The organism is Dyella sp. Tek66A03 (assembly GCF_052567735.1).
In genome coordinates this window covers 519699-539815 of sequence record NZ_CP199584.1, presented here as the reverse complement: position 1 = coordinate 539815, position 20117 = coordinate 519699, and the positions used below count along the sequence as shown (strand labels likewise).

20 protein-coding genes are annotated in these 20117 nt (G+C 64.0%); 9 read left to right on the top strand and 11 right to left on the bottom strand.

Annotation, left to right across the window (positions count from 1 at the left end; translation table 11 throughout):
* The first annotated feature begins 23 nt into the window (after positions 1–23).
* Positions 24–890, top strand: a complete 867-nt coding sequence (locus ACT01B_RS02335; protein WP_445145794.1) for an ion transporter — start codon at positions 24–26, stop codon at positions 888–890.
* 28 nt (positions 891–918) lie between these two features.
* Here ACT01B_RS02335 and ACT01B_RS02330 read toward each other — a convergent pair whose 3' ends face one another.
* A complete protein-coding gene (locus ACT01B_RS02330; RefSeq protein ID WP_445145793.1) occupies positions 919–2154 on the bottom strand; it encodes an acetylornithine transaminase in 1236 nt (411 codons plus the stop codon).
* A gap of 721 nt (positions 2155–2875) precedes the next feature.
* Here ACT01B_RS02330 and ACT01B_RS02325 point away from each other — a divergent pair.
* Entirely contained in the window at positions 2876–3046 is a 171-nt protein-coding gene (locus tag ACT01B_RS02325) for a hypothetical protein (protein WP_445145792.1), read from the top strand.
* Here the strand turns inward: ACT01B_RS02325 and ACT01B_RS02320 are convergent.
* From ACT01B_RS02320 to ACT01B_RS02290, 7 genes are all read right to left on the bottom strand, one after another.
* Positions 3005–4345, bottom strand: a complete 1341-nt coding sequence (locus ACT01B_RS02320) for a sigma 54-interacting transcriptional regulator (protein ID WP_445145791.1) — start codon at positions 4343–4345, stop codon at positions 3005–3007. The two genes, ACT01B_RS02325 and ACT01B_RS02320, sit on opposite strands and share 42 nt — an antisense overlap.
* 618 nt (positions 4346–4963) lie before the next feature.
* Positions 4964–5383, bottom strand: a complete 420-nt coding sequence (locus tag ACT01B_RS02315) for a VOC family protein (RefSeq protein ID WP_445145790.1) — start codon at positions 5381–5383, stop codon at positions 4964–4966.
* A complete protein-coding gene (locus ACT01B_RS02310; RefSeq protein WP_445145789.1) occupies positions 5380–5835 on the bottom strand; it encodes an HIT family protein in 456 nt (151 codons plus the stop codon). The genes ACT01B_RS02315 and ACT01B_RS02310 overlap by 4 nt, the downstream gene beginning before the upstream one ends.
* 5 nt (positions 5836–5840) lie before the next feature.
* Complete coding sequence (locus tag ACT01B_RS02305; protein WP_445145788.1) at positions 5841–6659, bottom strand: SDR family oxidoreductase; 819 nt, start codon at positions 6657–6659, stop codon at positions 5841–5843.
* A gap of 79 nt (positions 6660–6738) precedes the next feature.
* Entirely contained in the window at positions 6739–7341 is a 603-nt protein-coding gene (locus ACT01B_RS02300) for an LON peptidase substrate-binding domain-containing protein (RefSeq protein ID WP_445145787.1), read from the bottom strand.
* Positions 7342–7531: 190 nt separating this feature from the next.
* Positions 7532–8887 (bottom strand): UDP-N-acetylmuramate:L-alanyl-gamma-D-glutamyl-meso-diaminopimelate ligase, encoded by a 1356-nt coding sequence (gene mpl / locus ACT01B_RS02295; protein WP_445145786.1) that lies wholly within the window; start codon positions 8885–8887, stop codon positions 7532–7534.
* 99 nt (positions 8888–8986) lie between these two features.
* Positions 8987–9571, bottom strand: a complete 585-nt coding sequence (locus ACT01B_RS02290; protein ID WP_445145785.1) for an adenylate kinase — start codon at positions 9569–9571, stop codon at positions 8987–8989.
* A gap of 227 nt (positions 9572–9798) precedes the next feature.
* Here ACT01B_RS02290 and ACT01B_RS02285 point away from each other — a divergent pair, with 227 nt between their 5' ends.
* Both ACT01B_RS02285 and ACT01B_RS02280 read left to right on the top strand, forming a co-directional pair.
* On the top strand, positions 9799–10227 hold the full coding sequence (locus ACT01B_RS02285) for a VOC family protein (protein WP_445145784.1): 429 nt from the start codon (positions 9799–9801) through the stop codon (positions 10225–10227).
* A 7-nt stretch (positions 10228–10234) separates the two neighbouring features.
* Positions 10235–11506 carry a 6-phosphofructokinase gene (locus tag ACT01B_RS02280; protein ID WP_445145783.1) on the top strand — a complete coding sequence of 424 codons (1272 nt, stop codon included), beginning with the start codon at positions 10235–10237 and terminating at the stop codon, positions 11504–11506.
* On the opposite strand, the gene ACT01B_RS02275 is transcribed toward ACT01B_RS02280, so the two are convergent.
* Positions 11496–12266, bottom strand: coding sequence for an alpha/beta hydrolase (locus ACT01B_RS02275; protein WP_445145782.1), 771 nt, complete (start codon positions 12264–12266; stop codon positions 11496–11498). The two genes, ACT01B_RS02280 and ACT01B_RS02275, sit on opposite strands and share 11 nt — an antisense overlap.
* A 183-nt stretch (positions 12267–12449) precedes the next feature.
* Between ACT01B_RS02275 and ACT01B_RS02270 the strand changes: the two genes are divergently transcribed.
* The 5 genes from ACT01B_RS02270 to ppa all read left to right on the top strand — a co-directional run bounded on the left by ACT01B_RS02270 (position 12450) and on the right by ppa (position 19072).
* Positions 12450–12902, top strand: a complete 453-nt coding sequence (locus ACT01B_RS02270; RefSeq protein WP_445145781.1) for an RcnB family protein — start codon at positions 12450–12452, stop codon at positions 12900–12902.
* A gap of 202 nt (positions 12903–13104) precedes the next feature.
* On the top strand, positions 13105–15153 hold the full coding sequence (locus tag ACT01B_RS02265; protein WP_445145780.1) for a sodium-translocating pyrophosphatase: 2049 nt from the start codon (positions 13105–13107) through the stop codon (positions 15151–15153).
* Positions 15154–15369: 216 nt separating this feature from the next.
* Positions 15370–17502 carry a prolyl oligopeptidase family serine peptidase gene (locus ACT01B_RS02260; protein ID WP_445145779.1) on the top strand — a complete coding sequence of 711 codons (2133 nt, stop codon included), beginning with the start codon at positions 15370–15372 and terminating at the stop codon, positions 17500–17502.
* 59 nt (positions 17503–17561) lie between these two features.
* The gene (locus ACT01B_RS02255) at positions 17562–18398 is read left to right on the top strand and encodes a 2OG-Fe(II) oxygenase (protein ID WP_445145778.1); all 837 of its coding nucleotides are present in this window, start codon (positions 17562–17564) and stop codon (positions 18396–18398) included.
* Positions 18399–18532: 134 nt separating this feature from the next.
* A complete protein-coding gene (gene ppa, locus ACT01B_RS02250; protein ID WP_445145777.1) occupies positions 18533–19072 on the top strand; it encodes an inorganic diphosphatase in 540 nt (179 codons plus the stop codon).
* Positions 19073–19144: 72 nt separating this feature from the next.
* On the opposite strand, the gene ACT01B_RS02245 is transcribed toward ppa, so the two are convergent.
* On the bottom strand, positions 19145–19351 hold the full coding sequence (locus tag ACT01B_RS02245) for a hypothetical protein (RefSeq protein WP_445145776.1): 207 nt from the start codon (positions 19349–19351) through the stop codon (positions 19145–19147).
* Between the two features lie 65 nt (positions 19352–19416).
* Complete coding sequence (locus tag ACT01B_RS02240; RefSeq protein ID WP_445145775.1) at positions 19417–20007, bottom strand: ferritin-like domain-containing protein; 591 nt, start codon at positions 20005–20007, stop codon at positions 19417–19419.
* Between the last annotated feature and the right edge of the window lie 110 nt (positions 20008–20117).

Sequence of the window (20117 nt, the reverse complement as noted above, 5' to 3'; positions counted from 1 at the left end):
AACGCGTAAGGGACTCCACACGCATGAGCCAGCCGAAGCCGCTTAAGAGTGAGCCTTCCGTCGCTCCCGCCACGCAGAGCGGATGGCGCGCCCGCTGGTTTCACATCATCTTCGGCCATGACGATGCAACCGGACGGCTGTTCGACCTGGTGCTTATCGTGGCCATCCTGTCGAGCATCCTGGTCGCCATGCTCGACACGGTGGTCGACCTGTCTGAGCGGTTCGAGACCGCTTTCTATGTACTGGAATGGATCTTCACGATCGCATTCACGCTGGAATACGTGATGCGCCTGGCCGTGGTGGCCCGGCCGCGCCGCTATGCGCTGAGTTTCTTCGGCATCGTCGACCTGTTGACCGTGCTGCCGACCTATCTCAGCCTGCTCGTCACCGGCAGCCAATACCTGCTGGTGATCCGCGCGGTGCGCATCCTGCGCATCTTTCGCATTTTGAAGATGACGCGTTACGTGGGCGAAGCGGATCTGCTTTGGTCCGCAGTGGTGCGTGGACGCCGTAAGATCCTCATCTTCGTCAGCGTCATCCTGACGCTGGTGCTGATCTTCGGCGCGCTGATGTTTCTGGTGGAAGGCCCGCAGAACGGCTTCACCAGCATTCCCCGTGCGATGTACTGGGCCATCGTGACCCTGACGACGGTGGGTTATGGCGATATCACGCCGCGTACCCCGCTGGGCCAAGTACTCACCTCGCTGATCATGCTGGTGGGCTACAGCATCATTGCCGTGCCCACCGGCATCTTTGCCGCGGAACTGGCCGCTGGCATCCGCGATGCGCGCCAACAAACCGTGTGCCCGGGCTGTCAGCTTGCCGATCATGACCGCGATGCGCGGTACTGCCGCGCATGCGGTGCCGCGCTGACTCGCACGCCGCCGTAGCGCGGCGCGCGGCGGTTGTCGCGCGAGTTCAGGTTGCCAGGTAGGAACGCAGCGCGGCTTCCAGGCGTTGCAGACCTTCGGCGATATCGGCGTCGCTGATATTCAGTGCCGGCACGAAGCGCAGCACGTCCGGCCCGGCCTGCAGCAGCAGCAAGCCGTGCGCGGCGGCGTGATCGAGTACCGCCCCTGCCTTGCCCTTGTGGGCATCGTTCAACACCGCGCCGAGCATCAGGCCACGGCCGCGCACTTCGTCGAACACATCCAGCGATGCGTTGATGCGCGCCAGGCCATCGCGTAGCGCCTGCGCCTGGTGCTGTACATTGCCCAGCACTTCCGGCGAAGACAACTTGCGCAGCGCGACCCGCGCCACCGCCGCCGCCAGCGGGTTGCCGCCAAAGGTGGTGCCGTGTGCGCCGAACTGCATGATTTCGGCCGCCTTGGGGCCTACCAGCATGGCGCCAATCGGGAAGCCACAGCCGAGCGCCTTGGCCAGGGTCACGATGTCCGGCGTCGCCTGGTCCTGCACGTAGGCGAACAGTGAACCGGTACGGCCCATGCCGCACTGGATTTCGTCCAGCACCATCAGCGCGCCGTACTGGTCGCACAGCTCGCGCACACGTTTGATGAAGCCGGGCGCAGCAGGCAGCACGCCGCCCTCGCCCTGTACCGGCTCCAGCATCACCGCCGCCACGTCGCCCAAGGCGAAGGCGGACTCAAGCGCGCCCACGTCATTGAAGTCGAGATAGCGGAAGCCGCCCGGCAGCGGCTCATAGCCTTCCTGGTATTTCGGCTGCGCAGTAGCGGTGACGGCTGCGAGCGTGCGGCCGTGAAAGGAGCCGCGGAAGGTGACGATGACGCGCTTGTCAGCCTCACGTCCCTGCGATGCCGCCCACTTGCGCACAAGCTTGATGGCGGCTTCGTTCGCTTCCGTACCCGAGTTGCAAAGATAAACACGCTCAGCGAAGCCCGATGCAGTCACCAGCTCTTCGGCCAGATGCAGTGGGGGCTCGCTGTAGAACACATTGCTGGTGTGCCACAGTTTGTGTGCCTGCGTGGTCAGCGCGTCGAGTAGATCGGGGTCTTGATGGCCCAAGGCGTTCACCGCGATGCCTGCACCGAAATCGATGTAATCGCGCCCCTGGGTGTCCCACACGCGCGCGCCCTTGCCGTGATCCAGCACCACATCGCGCGGTCGATACACCGGCAGCCAGTAGCGCTTGCCGAGATCGATCAGGGACTGGGCGGAAGGGTCTTGCGATTGCATGGCGTACTCCGGGCGTCGTCGGAGGGACGGCGCCATAACTTAGGTTGGGAGGGAAGGGGGACGCCGCGAGCCTGCTGCGACGCACCACGCATCGTAAGCCCTGCGCCAGGTGATTGCACGGCGCCCCTGAAGCGCAGCGGCCAGCAAGAGTGTCAACCTGCCCCGCAACTTGTATCGATCACGTTACAGCCCTTGGAAAAGCGCTTAACCGCGCGGCTCACCAGCCACCAGGCCGCCTTCTGGCGGATGCGGGTGTAACGCCGTCAACACGCCATTCGCGCGAGCGGTAACCGGTCTGTGCACGGTCAACCCGCGCGGTTGAAGGGTTTACGCCCATTGGCACGCCGCTTGCTCTCTTTCACTCGTACAGGCGGGAAGGGGGAAGGGCCAGCTGCGACAACGCACCGACCACCGTGGCAGGGAGATCCACGGCGGCGGATTGGCAACGCCTTTGGGAGGCCCAGGGCAACGTCGGCGCGAGGCTCGCAGCTGGCAATGGTCGTCCTTTCCATCCCGTCATCAACGGCCACGCCCTAGGTTGTGGCCCGATCGAGATTCCGCCGCAAGGCGGTCATGTGGGCGGTAACCCGGCAACCCCTGTGGCCGGGGCACCAATGGAAGCCCCCGACCCGACCCCTGCGGGTCGGGGGCCTTCCTCTTTGGATGAGCGGTGAGCGGCGGGTGCTTGCAGTGCCTCGGCTGGGCCGGCGCCGACCCAGCCATGCTTTTGCGAGTGCCCGCCGCTCACCTCGCTGCGGCCATCGACTTCGTCAAAGGCCCGCTGGCGACGCATCCCGCCAAGGGCGAACACGCCGCCTCTGAGGCACAGGCCCTCGCCCTGGACATCTACTCAGCGCAACTCGTCGAGCGCGAGCTGGTGCTTCTTGCATAAGCGATAGATGGTGACCCGCGACACCTTCAGTCGGCGCGCGCATTCGCTCACGTTGAAGCGGCTTTCACGCAGGCAGGCCATGACCGCATCGCGCTCGGCGGCCACACGCGTGTTGCCGAGACTGGAATGCGCCGCCCGTTTGGTCAGTACATCGGACAGATCCAGGTCGTTCACGCCGATCAAGGCGTCCTCGGCGACCACGGCCGCGCGCTGGACCCGGTTGAGCAGTTCGCGCACGTTGCCCGGCCACGCGAAATCGAGCATGGCCCGCCGCGCCGCGGCGCTGAAGGAACGCGCGCGGCTGGCATGTTGCTCGCGAAATGCATCGAGGAAGCGCTGCGCCAGCGTCACCACGTCATCCTCGCGTTCGCGTAGCGCAGGCATGCGCAGGCGCAGCACGTTGAGGCGGTAGTACAGATCCTCGCGGAAACGCCCCTGCTCGACGGCTTTTTCCAGATCCACGTGGGTGGCGGCCAGCACGCGCACGTCCAGCTTGATCAACTGGCTGCTGCCTACGCGCTCCAGCGTGCCTTCCTGCAGGAAACGCAAGACGCTGGTCTGCGCGTCCAGCGGCAGATCGCCGACCTCGTCGAGAAATACCGTGCCGCCTGCCGCCGTCTCGAAATGGCCGATGCGGCGTGCGTTGGCGCCGGTGAAGGCACCGCGCTCATGTCCAAACAGTTCCGACTGCACCAGGTTGGGCGGCAACGCCCCGCAATTGATGGCCGCAAACGGCCGCTCGGCGCGGGCCGAGAGCCCATGCAGTGCACGTGCAGCGACTTCCTTGCCAGTGCCCGTCTCGCCGGTGATCAACACCGGCAGTTCCACCGGCGCATATTTGCGAATGCTCGCCACCACCGTGCAGATGGCGGCGCTGCGGCCGGTCACGCCGATGTCGCTGGGCTCGGCGACCAGCGGCTGGTCACCGCCGATCCGCGCCAGGGACTCCAGCAGCCGATCGACGTCCACCGGTGTGGTGAAGTACTCGATGCTGGCCTCGAGGATGCGATCGATCAGTGGGTCGTTGGTTGGCATGTCGGGCGCGATGAGCGCCACCCAAGGCAGCCAGGGATGATCGGCCATGAGCTGGGCCATGGCCTGGGCCGGCTCGGAGTCGCTGTGGCGCAGATCCGCCAACGCCACCACCGTGTCGTTGTTGCGCATGCCGACGCCACTCTGCGTACCGGCATTGGCCACGCGGATAATCCATCCCGCCCTCGCCAGGCCAGCGCGTTCCTCGCTGTCAGGCTGCCCAAACCAGACGACACAGCGTCTGGCTTCCTCCCTCAATACAGCCATGGCTCCCTCCCCCTCCCCTATAAGGGTCACAGGTTTCGGCCGGACGCAGCCAAGTCGTTGGCTACCCCCCGGTTACCACGTCCGTCGCGCAACCCAACGCCGCGACCGATGAAAAGTGTGATATGCGTCGCACAATATACAACTATGCGCATGACAGGCACCCGACAAATGGCGCATATCCGTCGAACGGAAGCCGGGGGTCGGGCGATTGGCTAAGACCTATGGCCTAGGGATGCCCTGATCTATTCAACGAGGGTGTCACCGGTTCTGTCTGCCTGCAGATGCGTGCTGCGTCGGCGAAGGCAGGCTGGCCGCCTGTCGAGACGGCGCGGTGCGCAGCTGTGGGCAGACAGAACCGGCCCTTCGGGTGATGTCCAGAAAGCCCGCAGGCCGCGGTGCGCGGCTTGCCCAGGCAGCCAGCCTGCGCTTCGCCACGCCCCACACCCTGCGAACTTTCTGGACATCATGCCACCCTCGTTGAATAGATCAGGGCATCCCTTGGCGTTTTTTCGCAGAAACATCACGCGCCAGCGGACAGCCAGATACCGCAAGGCGCGTGACAGGAATGACACGACGACGACGGTCAGGCATCAGGCCGGACCGGGATCAGTCAAAGGATTACCAAACACCGGTGTTGGGCATCGACGCCCAGGGCTCCTGCGCTGGCAGCTGGCCATCCTGCAGCAATTCGATGGAAATGAGGTCGGGCGAGCGCACAAAGGCCATGTGGCCATCGCGCGGCGGGCGGTTGATGGTGTAGCCCATGGCCTGAAGGCGGGCGCAGGTGGCGTAGATGTCGTCGACGCGGAACGCCAGGTGGCCAAAGTTGCGCGCACTGCCGTAATCCTCGGTCGAACCCCAGTTATAGGTGAGCTCGACTTCAGCCTCCGGCGTTTCCGGCGCAGCCAGGAAGATCAGCGTGTACTTGCCGGCCGCGTTCTCCATGCGGCGGTTTTCTTTCAAGCCCAGCCCTTCGCAGAAGAAACGCAGGCTGGCGTCGATATCGCGGATCCGGATCATCGTATGCAGGTATTTCATGAAGCACTCCATGGCGTGGGGGAAACGCCGTCAAGCGGTAGGGATAGGCGAATGCGCGCGGCCATGCGATCAAGCTCATCGCGCGGCGTCTGCACGGGCACGCCGTGGGGATAGATGCGCAGCAGGCCATCGGCGACGCGACGCGGCTGGACGTGCAGGTGGAAATGCTGCACTTCCTGGCCGCCGGCATGACCGTTGGATTGCCACACGTTGAGACCAGGCGGGTCGAACGCCGCGCGCAGGGCATGCGCGACGCGCACGCCCAACTGCATCACGGCACCGGCGATGGTCGGATCGATCGCGTAGATGTCCTCGACGTGCTGGCGCGGCACCACCAGTACGTGTCCTGGCACTGCCTGACGCAGATCGAGAAACGCCAAGGCCGCGTCCGTCTCGGCGACCACGCTTGCCTCCAGGTCGCCCGCCACGATGGCGCAGAACGGACACACCACGGCGATCAGTCCAGAAAGAGGTCAGGCAGCAGCGGCTGCGTCGGATCCATCGCGTAGGGCGATAGATCGGTGATGCCGGCGTCGCGCAGCACCTCGTCGTCAATCAGGAAGTTGCCCGCGAAACCCGCGGCGGCACGGGTAAGCACCGCATGCGCGGCGTCCGCCATGATGGCCGGCTTGCGGCAACGATCCAGCGGCACGCCAGGAATCATGTTGAGCGCATCGGTAGCGATGATGGTGCGCGGCCACAGCGCGTTGACCGCCACGCCCTTGGGACCGAACTCACCCGCAAGACCAAGCGTGACGAAGCTCATGCCCATCTTGGCCAGCGTATAGCCGGTATGCGGTGCCCACCACTTGGGTTTGAGCGACGGCGGCGGCGCCAGGGTGAGGATGTGCGGGTTGGCAGCCTTGAGCAGATGCGGCAGACACGCCTGTGCGCACAGGAAACTGCCACGCGCGTTTACCTGTTGCATCAGGTCGAAGCGCTTCATCGGCGTCTCGAGCGCGCCGGCCAGCCAGATCGCACTGGCGTTGTTGACCAGGATATCGATGCCGCCGAACGCCTCCACGGTGGCCGCCACGGCGGCCTGCACTTCGGCTTCTTCGCGGATGTCGCACTTGATCGGCAACGCCTTGCCGCCGGCCGCCTCGATTTCCGCCGCCGCGCTATGGATGGTGCCCGGCAACTTGGGGTTGGGCACGCTGCTCTTCGCAGCGATGGCGATGTTGGCGCCATCACGCGCAGCGCGCAGCGCGATCGCCAGTCCAATACCGCGCGAAGCACCGGTGATGAACAAAGTCTTGCCTGCCAGACTGCCCATGAGTTGCGTCTCCGCCAAAAAGGAAAGAGTGTAGAACGTCAGGTCGTGATTGCCATGCGAGCGTTCACGACGTCGATCATCAGGCCTTCTGGAAACGCGGCAGGATATCGCGCAGCTCGCCGAGCCGCCCCACGGGGTCGGTCAATTCCAGCAGGCGTTGCCGCTCGTCGTCGTGCAGCGGCAACAGTTCCGCCAATCGAAAGCCAAGCCAGCCCGCGTCCTCGTACAGATGACGCGGCGCATGCCGCCAATGCGGCGCCATGTTCTCGATCAGGCGCTCAAGAATGGATTGCAGCAGCGCGAACTCCACGGGGACAAGTTGAGTCTCCTCTGCCGCCCATAACTCGACTTCACCACGGACCAAGCCGTCGGAGCGTACCCGCGTCCTGGATACGCGAAAGCGTTCACCACCCTCCGCGAGTATTCCCAGCAGACCATCTTCGCGATTGTGGAAGTCGGTAATCCGCGCCAAGGTGCCCACGGCCGCCGGCATTGCCGGCTCGCCCACCTCGTGCCCCTGCAGAATCAGGCACACGCCGAACGGGCTGCCCGTGCGCGCGCATTCGCGCACCATGTCCAGATAGCGTGGCTCGAAGATGCGCAGCGGCAATTGGCCACCGGGGTAGAGCACGGTGCCGAGGGGAAACAACGGCAGATCGATGAGATGGGTTTGGGCCGCCATGGAGGGTAAGTTTAGCGGGTTGGCGACGCTGCTTACTTCCTCTCCCCTTCGGGGAGAGGACTGAGGTGAGGGGCGGGTGCTCGCGGGAACGTCGCCAAGCTAAAGACAACACGTTTCACCGCTGTCGCGAGCACCCGCCCCTCATCCCAACCTTCTCCCCTGCGGGGAGAAGGAGCTAATGCAAATGGGGCTACGCCTTTAGCGCTTCCACAAAGCGCCTAGGCGCGCCTTCGAAACCACCATTGGACATAAACACCACGTGGTCACCCGGCCGCACTTGACTACGCAGCGCGCCGATCAGCGCATCGACTGTCGGCACGGCGCTGCCGCGACCATTGAGTGCGCCGGTGACACGCCCCGCATCCCACGCCAGCTCCGGGCGGTGCAGAAACACCACGGCATCGGCGTCGGCCAGCGAAGGTGCCAGCGCTTCCGAATGGGCACCCAGGCGCATCGAATTGGAGCGTGGCTCCAGCGCCACCAAAATGCGCGATGTACCGACCTTGGCACGCAGACCCGCCAAGGTGGTGGCAATCGCCGTGGGGTGATGGGCGAAGTCGTCATAGACACGCACGTCGCCGACCTCACCGACGATTTCCATTCGCCGCTTGACGCTTTCGAAGCTGGCGAAGGCTGGCAGCAGTGCTCGCGGATCAGCGCCGGCCGCCGTGGCGGCAGCCAACGCGGCGAGTGCATTCATCACACTGTGGTTGCCCAGCAGGGGCCAACGCACTTCACCGATCGACTCGCCATTGTGGCGCACGGCGAAGGCCGAGCCATCGGCGGCGAGCAGTTCCGCCTGCCAGTCGCCCTTGCCAATGCCGAACGTCTCCACCGGTGTCCAGCAGCCCATCGCCAGCACTTCGGACAAATGCTTGTCGTGCGCGTTGACGATCAGTCGACCATTGCCCGGCACTGTGCGCACGAGGTGGTGGAACTGACGCTGGATGGCGGCCACGTCCGGGAAGATATCCGCGTGGTCGTATTCGAGATTGTTGAGAATCGCGATGCGCGGACGGTAGTGCACGAACTTCGAACGCTTGTCGAAGAAGGCGCTGTCGTATTCGTCCGCCTCGATCACGAACGGCTTGCCGCTACCGACGCGGGCGGAGACCTCGAAATTGCCAGGCACGCCGCCAATCAGGAAGCCAGGCGCCAGCCCTGCGCTTTCCAGCAGATGCGCCAGCAGGCTGGTGGTGGTGGTCTTGCCATGCGTGCCGGCTACCGCCAGCACTTCGCGCCCCTGCAGCAACGTGTCGCCCAGCCATTGCGGGCCGGAGATATAGCGCAGCTGCGCGTCCAGCATGTATTCCACTGCCGGGTTGCCACGCACCATCGCATTGCCGACCACCACGAGGTCCGGTGTCGGCTTGAGGTAGTCGGCTTGGTAGCCGTCCATCAAGCGGATGCCGAGCGACTCCAGCTGGGTGCTCATGGGGGGATAGACGTTCGCGTCGGAGCCTTCGACCGTGAGCCCTAGCTCACGTGCCAGCGCGGCGACGCCGCCCATGAAGGTGCCGCAGATGCCAAGGATATGCAGACGCATGTGTAACCTGTTCGCTGGAACCGGAGGGCGGCGAAGCGATGATCCGCCCCGGAAAACATTGGGCCGCCGTCAATGCTTGACGCGGGGCGGCCCGGAGCATCAGACGTTGGCGGCGGCCGATTTGCTGGACAGTGCGCGCTTGATGCGTGCGGTGACCTCGTCCAGTTCACCCACACCATCGACCACCTGCAGCTTGCCGCGACGGGCGAAGAAATCCGCCACCGGCGCCGTCTGCTCGGCGTAGATTTGCAGGCGATCGCGCACGACTTCCGGATCGTCGTCATGGCGATGCTCGGCCTTGAAGCGGATTTCGCAGCGGCCAATGATCACTTCGTTCGGCACGTCGAGCTTCACCACGGCGTCCAGCGGCTGGCCGATCTTGGCCAGCAGGTGGTCGAGCGCATCGGCCTGGGCCAGGTTGCGCGGATAGCCGTCGAGGATGAAGCCGTTTTTGACGTCGTGCTGGGAAAGACGCTCTTCCAGCATGCCGAGCAGGATGTCGTCGGACACCAGCTTGCCGGCATTCATCACTTCCTTGGCTTTGAGGCCCTGCGGCGTCCCCGCCGCCACCGCCGCGCGAAGCATGTCGCCGGTCGAGATGTGCGGTACGCCGAGTTCCACCTTCAGCCGCGCGGCCTGGGTGCCTTTGCCCGAGCCGGGCGGACCGAGTAGGACGAGTCGCATAATGCTCCAAGGTATCCACGAGCTGCCGCACGCTGCGGCGCCCGTCGGATGCATGAAAATTAGCCTTCAAATTAGCGTCTGAAGGGGGTGCCGTCAAACGACAGCAGCAGCTATTTCGTGCCAAACCCTTGTTGCAAAACGGATACTTGACGACACACGACGGTCACAAAGGACACCTCGACGCCCCAAGACAGGCGTCGACCAGCCTTCCGAGGATAGGAGTTGCCATGTCGATACCCCGAATTCACATCGTGACGCTTGGCGTGAGCGACCCTGCGCGCTCGCGGCGTTTTTACGAGACGCTGGGCTGGAAGGCATCGTCCGCCAGCAATGAAGGCATCGTCTTCCTGAAAGGCGGTGCAGGCGTGCTGGCTCTCTACGGCCGTCAGGCGCTGGCGGAAGATGCCCAGGTCGACGATCAGCCCACGGGATTCGCGGCCGTATCGCTCGCCCGCAACGCCAGCTCGAAGGCCGAGGTCGATGAGTGGTTCGACGCTGCGGTAACGGCTGGCGCCAGCGCCATCAAATCGCCGCAGGAAGTGTTCTGGGGTGGCTATTCGGGCTACGTCGCGGACCCGGACGGTCATCTATGGGAGTTCGCTTTCAACCCGTACTTCGTGTTTGATGAGCAAGGCAACCTCGCCCTACCGGACTGATACGCCCATGACGAAGTCGACATCCCCAGCCTCAGGTCGCCTGCTGTATGCCCAGTCCGGCGGCGTCACCGCCGTGATCAACGCCACCGCCGCTGGCGTGATCGAGGCCGCGCGCGCCAAGGGCGTGAAGGTGTATGCCGCACGCAACGGCATTCTCGGCGCCCTGCGCGAGGACCTGATCGATACCTCCAAGGAATCCAAAGCCGCCATCACGGCACTGCGTCACACGCCAGGCGGTGCCTTCGGCTCCTGCCGCTACAAGCTGAAGTCGCTGGAAGCGAACCGCGCCGAGTACGAGCGCCTGATCGACGTGTTCCGCGCACACGACATCCGCTGGTTTCTCTACAACGGCGGCAACGACTCGGCCGATACCGCACTGAAGATCTCCCAGCTCGGCAAGGCCATGGGCTATGACATCCGCTGCATCGGCGTGCCCAAGACGGTGGACAACGACCTCGCCGTCACCGACTGCTGCCCGGGTTTTGGTTCCGTGGCGAAATACACCGCGGTGTCCACCTTGGAAGCCAGCCTCGATGTTGCCTCGATGGCCGATACCTCGACCAAGGTGTTTGTCCTCGAAGTGATGGGTCGCCACGCGGGCTGGATCGCCGCCGCCGCGGGCCTCGCCGGCGAAGGCGCCGATGCGCCACCGCACCTCATCCTGTTCCCCGAGCGCGTGTTCGACGAGGCCGCCTTCCTGGCCAAGGTGAAAGCCACGGTAGAACGAGTGGGCTGGTGTACGGTCGTCGCCTCGGAAGGCATCCGCAATGCGGAGGGCCAGTTCCTCGCCGAAGCCGGCACGCGCGACGCGTTCGGCCATAGCCAGCTGGGCGGCGTGGCACCGGTGCTGGCCGCCCTGGTCAAGGAGAAGCTCGGCTACAAGTATCACTGGGCCCTGCCCGACTACCTGCAGCGCTCGGCTCGCCACCTTGCTTCGAAGACCGACGCCGATCAGGCCTACGCCGTCGGCAAGGCCGCCGTTGACTACGCGGTGGCCGGCATGAACGCCGTCATGCCAGTGATCGTGCGCACCAGTGATACGCCTTATCGCTGGAAAATCGAAGCCGCACCGCTGCTGAAGATCGCCAATCGCGAAAAGAAGATGCCGGCAGGATTTCTAACCCGTGATGGCTTCGGCATCACGGCAGCGGCTCGACGCTATCTCGCCCCGTTGATTCAGGGCGAAGCATCGTTGCCTTACGGCAAGGATGGCCTGCCGAAATACGTGACGCTCAGGAACGAGGCCGCGCCACGCAAGCTGCCACCATTCAAGGCGTGAGAAAGCGGGACATGCTCACGCGGTAATCGGCGTAGTCCTGGATGGTGTTGTGGCCCGCGTCCGCAACGACCCGTTGCGTGGGCGCTTGTGGAAAAGCGGCGGCGAGCGCCGCCGTGCGTTCGGCCGGAATGATTTCATCCTGCTCCGCGCGCACCAGCAAGACCGGCACATGGATGTCGGCGGCGTAATGCCACGAGTCGAATCGCTCGCGCATCAGGCCATTCACCGGCACCCATGGGTAATAGGCCGCGGCCACGCGCACCAGGCTGTCGAACGGCGTGACCAGCACCAGCCGTTCGACTGGCCGCTGTGCCGCCAGCTGGACCGCCACGCCGCTGCCCAGGCTGCGGCCCATCACCGCGACCGACGCATGCTGCGGCGACACCTGATCAAACAGGGCGACCGCGTCGCCCACCAGCGCTGATTCGGTAGGCACGCCCTCGCTGGCGCCATAGCCGCGATAGGGCAACAGATAAATCGTCCGATCGGGAAACCACGTCGCAAGATCGGCGCGCGCGTCCTCGACCCGCTCAGCGTTGCCGCCGAAGTACAGCAGCGCCCGACTCTTCCCAGGATTCATGACCCACCCTCGCAGCCTGACGCCGTCTCGGGCCAGCTCGAGATCCGTTCGCTGACTGATACGCCAGGTCCCCTCCGGGTGATAGACCAGCTGACGCTGCCCCAGGTACAGCGAGAGGCAAAGTGCGCCATAAAGCAGCGCAGCCAGCAGAGCCAAGACCGCCATCACCCGTAGGAACATTACCCCTCCCTCGTGCACAAGCCGCCAGCAGGCCCTCGACCCACGCTTTCACGTGAATGAGCGAAAGCTGAAAGCTCGCACGTCCTTCGCAGGAAATCACCCTCCCCGTTCAGATGCCGATTTCTACGATGGCATTGCCTGACCAACGCCAAATGCGTTGGCTGATATCCCGAGGAGGATGCGATGAAGGCCCTTTCCAGCATGTTCGTAGCCCTATCCCTGCTCGTGAGCAGTGGCGCCGTCCTGGCCGACCAGGATCACGACGACCATGGACACGACCGCGGGCACGGCTACACCGATCGCCATGGCCGCGATGAGCGCGATGACCGCCACGATCGCGACGACCATCGTAACTGGGACGGCCGCGACCACCATTATCGAGGTGGCGATGGGGACGACCGCGGGGACGACCGCCGCTACTACGGCGCTCGCTATGACCGCGGCGATCGCTATTACCCCGGTCCACGCCAGTGGGCTCGCGGCGTGCGCTATGACGGGCCCATGTATATCGTGAACGATTACGGCGATTACCGGCTGGCTCCGCCCCCGTATGGCTACCGCTGGGTGCGTGACGACCGCAGTTACGTACTGGTGTCGATCGGCGACAACATGATCCTGGACGTGGCTATCCGCTGATTGCCCGTGGACTCTCTCCAAGGGCGATACCGTGAGGTATCGCCCTTTTTTGTGACCGTGGCCCGCAATGCGCTGCGACGCACAACACGACTGTCGTCAACCTCTGCCTATACTCCCCAGGACCGCCCGCACAGGGCGGTCGCCGTGTCGGGCTGCCGGAGGCGGTCCCGACGTAGGTACCACCACTCGTGGGGAGGCTCTGATGCTGCAGCAGTATGGCTTGTGGATCGTGCTGGCATGTGCGGTCGTGGCACTTTTGTATGGCGCGCTGTCGGTGCGCTGGGTCTTGGCGCAATCACCGGGCAATGCGCGCATGCAGGAGATCGCCGCGGCGATCCAGGAGGGTGCGAAGGCGTATCTCAATCGCCAATACACCACCATCGGCGGCGTCGGTGTCGTGCTGTTCCTGATCATTGGATTCGCGCTGGAGTGGGGTACCGCCATCGGCTTCGCGGTGGGTGCCATCCTTTCCGGTGCTACCGGCTATATCGGCATGAATGTTTCGGTACGCGCCAATGTGCGCACCGCCGAAGCGGCACGTAGCGGGCTGGCCGCGGCACTGAATGTGGCGTTCCGGGGCGGTGCCATCACCGGCATGCTGGTGGTTGGCCTGGCCCTTCTTGGCGTCACCGGCTACTACCTGGTGCTGCGCCAGATGGGCTACGAGACCATGCATGCCTTGCACGCCCTGGTCGGACTTGCGTTTGGCTCCTCGCTGATCTCGATCTTCGCGCGCCTGGGCGGCGGTATCTTCACCAAGGGCGCCGATGTGGGCGCTGACCTGGTCGGCAAGGTGGAAGCCGGCATCCCCGAAGACGACCCGCGCAACCCGGCGGTGATCGCGGACAACGTGGGCGACAATGTGGGCGACTGCGCCGGCATGGCGGCCGATCTGTTCGAAACCTATGCGGTGACGTTGATCGCAACCATGTTGCTGGGCGGCGTCATGGCCGAGCAGGCCGGCAGCAACAGCGTGCTGTTCCCGCTGTTGCTGGGTGGTGCATCCATCGTCGCCTCGGTCATCGGCACGTTCTTCGTGAAGGCGCGCGGCCCCAAGATCATGAATGCGCTGTATGCCGGTGTCGCCGTGTCGGCAGTGCTTGCCGCCGTTGCGTTTTGGCCGATCACCAGCCAGCTGATGGCCGACTCGTCCTACGGCGTGGGCCATATCTACGGCTGTGCCTTGATCGGCTTGGCGCTGACCGGTGCCATGGTGGTGATTACGGAGTACTACACCGCCACCGAATACGCCCCGGTGCAGCACGTGGCCAAGGCTTCCACCACCGGACACGGCACCAACATCATCGCTGGCCTCGGCGTCTCGATGAAGTCGACCGCGCTACCGGTACTTGCCGTGTGTGCGGCGATCTGGGGTTCCTACACACTGGCGGGCCTTTATGGCATCGCCATCGCAGCCACCGCCATGCTCAGCATGACCGGCATGATCGTGGCGCTCGATGCGTACGGCCCGATCACCGACAACGCAGGCGGCATCGCCGAAATGGCCGACCTACCGCCGGAAGTGCGTGGCATCACCGACCCGCTCGATGCGGTAGGCAACACCACCAAGGCGGTGACCAAGGGTTACGCGATCGGCTCCGCCGGCCTCGCCGCGCTGGTGCTGTTTGCCGACTACACGCATAACCTCCAGCAGCATCTCAACGTCACAGATTTCCGCTTCGACCTTTCCAACCACTACGTGATCATCGGCCTGCTGATTGGCGGCCTGATTCCCTATCTATTCGCCGCCATGGCGATGGAAGCCGTGGGCCGCGCGGCGGGTGCCGTGGTGGAAGAAGTGCGCCGACAGTTCCGCGAGATCAGCGGCATCATGGAAGGCACCACCAAGCCGGATTATTCGCGCGCGGTGGACATGCTGACCAAGTCGGCGATCAAGGAAATGCTGGTGCCGTCGTTGCTGCCCGTGCTGGTGCCGGTACTGGTGCTGTTCGGCTTCAAGTGGCTGGGCGGTGTGGAAGCCGGTGCGCAGGCCTTGGGCGGCGTACTGATCGGCACCATCGTCACCGGCCTGTTCGTGGCCATCTCCATGACCACCGGCGGTGGTGCATGGGATAACGCGAAGAAGTACATCGAGGACGGCCATTTCGGCGGCAAGGGATCGGAAGCGCACAAGGCCGCTGTCACCGGCGACACCGTGGGTGATCCGTACAAGGACACGGCCGGACCGGCGGTGAATCCGCTGATCAAGATCATCAATATCGTGGCCCTGTTACTGATACCTCTCTTGTAACCGAAGCGCGACCGATCGCCGCAACATCGATCGGGCGAACCCGCATGGCACATTTGCCCCCTCTCCCCTCCGGGGAGAGGGTTGGGGTGAGGGGTCACGCTGGCCTCAGTCTCGCTTCTAAAAAAAGCTCGCCCCAGGCAAGCATCCCTCAAGCGCCCGCCCCTCACCCCGACCCTCTCCCCGGAGGGGAGAGGGAGCACAAATCAAGGAAACCACATGACATCCAAGACATCGGTCTGGCTGGCACTGGCGCTGGGCCTCACACTAGGCGGCATGACGCACGCAACTGACAAAGTGACGCCGGCTGCTCCGGCAAGTAATGATCCCAACCTCTGGCTTGAAAATATCGACGGCGCCAAGCAGCTCGACTGGGTCAAGCAACAGAACGCCGAGACGGTCAAGAAATACGCCGACAGTACCGAGTTCAAGCAACTCGATGCGCGCATTCTCGAAGTGCTCGATTCAAACACGCGCATTCCGATGGTGAGCAAGATCGGCGATCACTTCTACAACTTCTGGCGCGACAAGGATCATCCCAAGGGTCTATGGCGCCGCACGACGATGGACGAGTACCGCAAGGAAAAGCCGGCATGGGAAACCGTGATCGATCTCGACGCATTGGCAAAGACCGAGAGCGAAAACTGGGTCTGGCACGGTGTGGAATGCCTGAAGCCTGCTTACCAGCGCTGCCTGATCTCCCTTTCACGCGGTGGTGCCGATGCCGACGTCGTCCGCGAGTTCGACCTGCCCGGCAAGCAATTCGTCAAGGGTGGTTTCGAACTGCCCGAGGCCAAGAGTCGCGTCGCCTGGATGGACCAGGACCATCTCTACGTCGCCACCGACTTCGGCCCCGGCTCGATGACCACATCGAGCTATCCGCGCATCGTGAAGGCATGGAAGCGCGGTACGCCGCTGTCCAGCGCCACCACCGTTTACGAAGCCAAGCACGACGACATGAGCGTCTCGGCAGCGCGCGACAACACGCCCGGATTCGAACGTGACTTCGTCGTTCGCCAGATTGCCTTCTACGACAGCGAGACGTTCGTGCGCGGCAAGGACGGCAAGCTCACCAAGATCGACGTGCCGACCGACGCCAACACCGACGTGCATCGCGAATGGCTGCTGATCGAGCCGCGCAGCGACTGGAACGTCGGCGGCAAGGTGTACAAGTCCGGCTCGCTGCTGGCGGCCCGCTTCGACGACTACATGCAGGGTAAGTACAGGCAGGGCAAGCGCGAGCTCACAGTGTTGTTCGAGCCGACCGACAGCACGGCCCTGGACGGCTATTCGTGGACTCGCCATCAGTTGATTCTCAACGTGATGGACGACGTGGTGAACAAGCTTGAAGTGTTGACGCCGCAGGCCGGCGACTGGAAGCGCGAAAGCCTTGGCGGTGCACCCAAGCTCTCCACCATCGCAGCAGGCGCGGTGGACGAAGACGCCAGTGACGACTACTTCCTCACGGTCACCGGCTTCCTGCAACCCACCACGCTGTACTACGGCACGCTCGGCCAGGGCGAGGCGCAGGCGATCAAGCACAGCCCGAGCTTCTTCGATGCCTCGCGTTATGCGGTGAGCCAGCACTTCGCCACGTCCAAGGACGGCACCCGCGTGCCGTACTTCGAGATTGCCCCGACGAACCTCAAGGCCGATGGGAAGAACCCGACCCTGCAGTACGGCTACGGCGGTTTCGAAATCTCGCTGCAGCCAAACTACAGCGGCAATGTGGGCCGCGCCTGGCTGGAGAAAGGCGGCGTCTACGTCATCGCCAACATCCGTGGCGGCGGCGAATATGGTCCGCGCTGGCACAAGGCAGCCTTAAAGGCGAACCGCCTGCGCGCCTACGAGGACTTTGCGGCGGTTTCCGAAGATCTGTTCGCGCGCAAAATCACCTCGCCGCAGCACCTGGGTGCGATGGGCGGCAGTAACGGCGGCTTGCTGATGGGCAATATGCTCACGCTATATCCGCAGCTCTATGGCGCCATCGTCAGCCAGGTGGCCCTGCTCGACATGCAGCGCTACACGCACCTGTCCGCAGGCGCCTCGTGGATCGCCGAATACGGTGACCCGGACAAGCCGGCCGAGTGGTCATGGATCAAGACCTTCTCGCCGTATGCGAACGCCAAGGCCGCACAGAAGTACCCGCCGGTGCTGTTCACCACCTCGACGCGCGACGACCGGGTGGGTCCGGTGCACGCGCGCAAGATGTACGCCAAGATGGACCAGCTGGGCTATGACACCAGTTTCTACGAGAACATCGAGGGTGGTCACGGCGCCGCGGCGGACAACAAGCAGTCCGCCTTCATGAGCGCCCTGGGCTACAGCTATCTCTGGGAACACGTGAAGTAAGCCTGCCTCACCGCGTAACATGGGAGGGCCGGCATGGGCCGGCTCTCCTTCGATGGCGCATGAAAGACCACACGATTCGCCCTGAACTGCGTGAGTGGATTCTTACCACGACTCGCGACGGACACAGCAACCAGGACGTACTCCGGCTGATGAAAGAGGCCGGCTACAGCGGCGAGCAGAGCCGCCACATCGTCGCTCGCGTACTGAAAATCCCGGTAGCCACGCTTACGCTCGGCACGGGCAAGCGTCCCAACGGTCGACGAACGCGACATCCCGCACCACCACTGCAGGTGATTGGCGATCGCGCTGTGCGCGTCACGCTTAGCGTGGATACGCCGGTGATCCGCGTACTCGAGGGGCTGCTTTCCGATCAGGAATGCGACGAACTGATCGCGCAATCCAAACCTCGGCTGCAACGCTCGCTCACCGTGGACGTGGATGGCCGGCACCAGACGGACGAACGGCGCACCAGCCAGGGCATGTTCTTTCGCAATGGCGAGACGCCGCTGGTCCAACGTATCGAGCAGCGCATCGCCAGCTTGCTGGATATGCCCACGGATCACGGTGAAGGGTTGCAGATCCTGCACTACCTTCCAGGCCAGGCGTACGAGCCGCACTACGACTGGTTTGACCCAGACCAGCCCGGCTTCGAGGCAGTCACGGCGAAGGGCGGCCAGCGCATCGCCAGCGTGATCATGTACCTCAATACCCCGGAAGCCGATGGGGGCACCCATTTCCCGGCCTTGGGACTCACCGTCACCGCCATGCGCGGCTCAGCAGTCTATTTCGCCTATGAGACGGGCGAGGAAGCCTCGCTGCATGCCGGCCTGCCGGTCACCCGTGGCGAGAAATGGATCGCCACCAAGTGGCTGCGGGAGCGGCCTTTTCGTCCCTGACGGGCGGAGGCTGGTCCTCAGGAGTCGGCAAATCTGAACTCAAGCGGGGCGCGGGCACGTCCGGCTGCTGCGATGCACCACCTTTTGCCGTATCCTTTTGGGTCTTTGTTTTCGACTAAGCCTAAGGACACCCCATGGGTCTGCACCTCGTCTCCGCCGGCCGCAAGGTACCGGACGAAATCAACGTCATCATCGAAATCCCCAAGGATGCCGAGCCCGTCAAGTACGAGGTGGAGAAGGAAAGTGGGGCGATCTTCGTCGACCGCATCCTGTCCACGCCGATGCGCTATCCGTGCAACTACGGTTATGTGCCGGGCACTCTGGGCGGCGACGGCGATCCGCTGGACGCGCTGGTGATCCTGCCACTGCCGCTGGTGCCGGGCGCGGTGATCCGCTGCCATCCGGTCGGCATGCTCAAGATGACGGACGAGGCCGGCAGCGACGAGAAGCTGGTGGTGGTTCCGGTGGAGAAGGTCTTCGCCGGTTACGCCCACATCAAGGACATCGATGCGGTCTCCGGCCACTGGCTGGAGCGCATTGGCCACTTCTTCGAGCACTACAAGGATCTCGAGAAGGGCAAGTGGGTCAAGCTCGAAGGCTGGGTTGGCGCCAACGAAGCCAAGGCCGAAATCCTGGCCGGCATCGATCGCTACCAGGCTGACAAGAAGGCCTGATCGCCGTCGATCGAAGCGCGTCGCCCCTGCGGGCGGCGCGCTTTTTTTGTGCCTGCCAGCCGACTCTGAGAGCTAGGTCAAAGCCTGGGCCACCGCGGCCAGCGCCTGGGCGTACGAGGCGCCACGGCTCGACGCGGCCGCCACCGGATCATAGATATCCGGCGCCGTCACCCACCACCACATCAGCGCACACACGACCAGCACGCCGATGGCCAGCGCAATCGACACGGTACGCAGCAGCGTATGACTAGTTCGACTAGCGGTATCCGGCGTCGACATGGGCGACTCCTGAAGGCGACAGTTCTGTCTATAACGCCAAAACTCGGGTGCGGCTGACAAAGGCCTCAGCTCTTGCCTGACTTCTTCTTGTTCGGCCCCGGCTTGGCTGGCTCGCCCTTCTTGCCCAACTCGTCCAGCATCGTCGCAAGATCCTCCGCATGCTCCTCTTCCATGGCGAGGATCCCTTCCATCATGCGCCGCGTGGTCGAATCCCCCGTACCCAGGTACTGGACCATCTCGCGGTAGCTGTCGATGGCGATGCGCTCGGCCACCAGGTCTTCCTTGATCATGTCGACCAGGTCGTCACCTTCGACGTAGTCGGCATGGCTGCGGCTCAGCAAACCTTCCGGCGAGAAGTTTGGCGCACCGTCGAGTTGGGTGATGCGCTGCGCAATGAGATCAGCGTGGCCCTGCTCTTCGTTGGCATGCTCCAGGAATTCCGCCGCCACGCTTTTCGCGTTAATGCCCTTGGCCATGTAGTAGTGATATTTGTAGCGCAGCACGCACACGATCTCAGTGGCCAACGCCTCGTTCAGCAGCTTGATCACCGTTTCGCGATCCGCACTGTAGCCAGCGGTAATCGCGCCCTGGTCGATGTGTTCGCGCGCGCGTCGACGAATGTTTTCGATGTCGGTCACGAATGGCTTGGTCGCCATGGCTTATCTCCCGTCGGGCTGGCTAGGCAATAGCCCAAACCGTAGGGTGCCGCACGCGAAACGCAGGTGAAAAAAAGCCGCGCGCCACGTGTGCGCACGGCTTTTGTCTC